The sequence below is a fragment of the Pedobacter agri PB92 genome, from assembly GCF_000258495.1.
In the GTDB taxonomy this organism is placed as follows: Bacteria; Bacteroidota; Bacteroidia; order Sphingobacteriales; family Sphingobacteriaceae; genus Pedobacter; species Pedobacter agri.
Genome location: NZ_AJLG01000324.1, coordinates 1 through 1444, shown reverse-complemented (window position 1 = coordinate 1444; position 1444 = coordinate 1). Strand labels below are relative to the sequence as shown.

Here is a 1444-nt window from a genome sequence, read left to right as displayed (position 1 = left end):
TGAGTAGCATCACCCGATTTGATGTGAAAAAGGCCGATGAGCAGATGAAAAACCTGGAAGATGAAATTAAGATCGTTAAAAATCATCTGAAACATTTAACCGACTATGCAATTGCATGGTTTCAGCGTTTAAAGGATAAGTACGGAAAAGGTAGAGAACGAAGAACGGAAATCCGTTTGTTTGATCGGGTAGAAGCATCGAAAGTGGCGTTGGCAAATGTGAAGCTATACATGAATCGTCAGGATGGTTTTATCGGAACGGGCTTACGTAAAGATGAGTTTATTGCAGATTGCTCGGATATTGATGAGGTAATTGTTTTCCGCGAAGATGGAAAATGCATGATCACTAAGGTGGCTGATAAAACTTTTGTTGGTAAGGGAATTATCCATGCGCAGGTATTTAAGAAAAACGATGAACGGACCATCTACAATATGATTTATAAAGATGGCTCTACAGGCACATCTTACATTAAACGTTTTGCAGTTGTTGGCGTAACACGCGATAAAGAATACGATTTAACAAAGGGTTCAAAAGGATCGAAAATTTTATATTTCACAGCTAACCCAAATGGTGAAGCTGAAGTGGTGAACGTGGCGTTGAAACCGCATTCTAAATTACGCAAACTCCAATTCGACCTTGATTTTGCTGAAGTGGCAATTAAAGGTCGGGGTTCTCAGGGAAATATCGTTTCTAAATATCCGGTTAAAAAAATTATCCTGAAAAGCAAAGGTGTTTCCACCTTGTCGGGACTTAAAATTTGGTATGATGACTTGCTGAAACGCTTAAATGTTGATGGCAGAGGGAAGTACCTCGGGGAATTTGACGGTGATGACCGGATTTTACAGGTGCATAAGGATGGTTACTATGAATTGAGTTCGTTCGAATTGAGTAACCACTTTGATGATGGCTTGCTTTTAATTGAGAAGTTCGATGCAGAAAAGGTATTTGCGGCTGTACATTTTGATGGCAAAGCACAAAATTACTTCATTAAACGATTCAATTTTGAGTTACAATCTAATGGTAAGAAAGTTGTATTTATCAGCGAAGAACCAAAATCGCGATTATTGTTTTTAACCGCTAACGCTGGGGCCAAAGTAATTGTTGATGTGCTGAAAGGTAAAACCCAAATTCCGGAGACACTGGATTTAGTATTGGCTGAGTTGATTGATGTGAAAGGCCTGAAAGCAAACGGCAACCGTTTGTCGCCACACGATGTACAGAAGGTAAAATTGGAAGAGCCTGAAGTTGAGCCTGAGGAAATTGATGAAAATGAAGATGGGGGAGGAAATGAACCATCAGGTGAAGATGAAAATTTAACGCAGGATGAAGTTACGGAACCAGCAGTTGCCGATGCAGTAGAAACTGAAGGGGCTGAAAAAGTGCCTGCTGAAGAAAAACCAAAACCGAAATTTGAACGTAAAGCCGATCCGGTAAGTGTGTACGT

General features: G+C 40.0%; 1 pseudogene. It reads left to right on the top strand.

What is annotated here, in order from left to right:
• Nucleotides 1-1444: pseudogene (locus ON09_RS23645) on the top strand (DNA gyrase/topoisomerase IV subunit A); the annotation flags it as partial.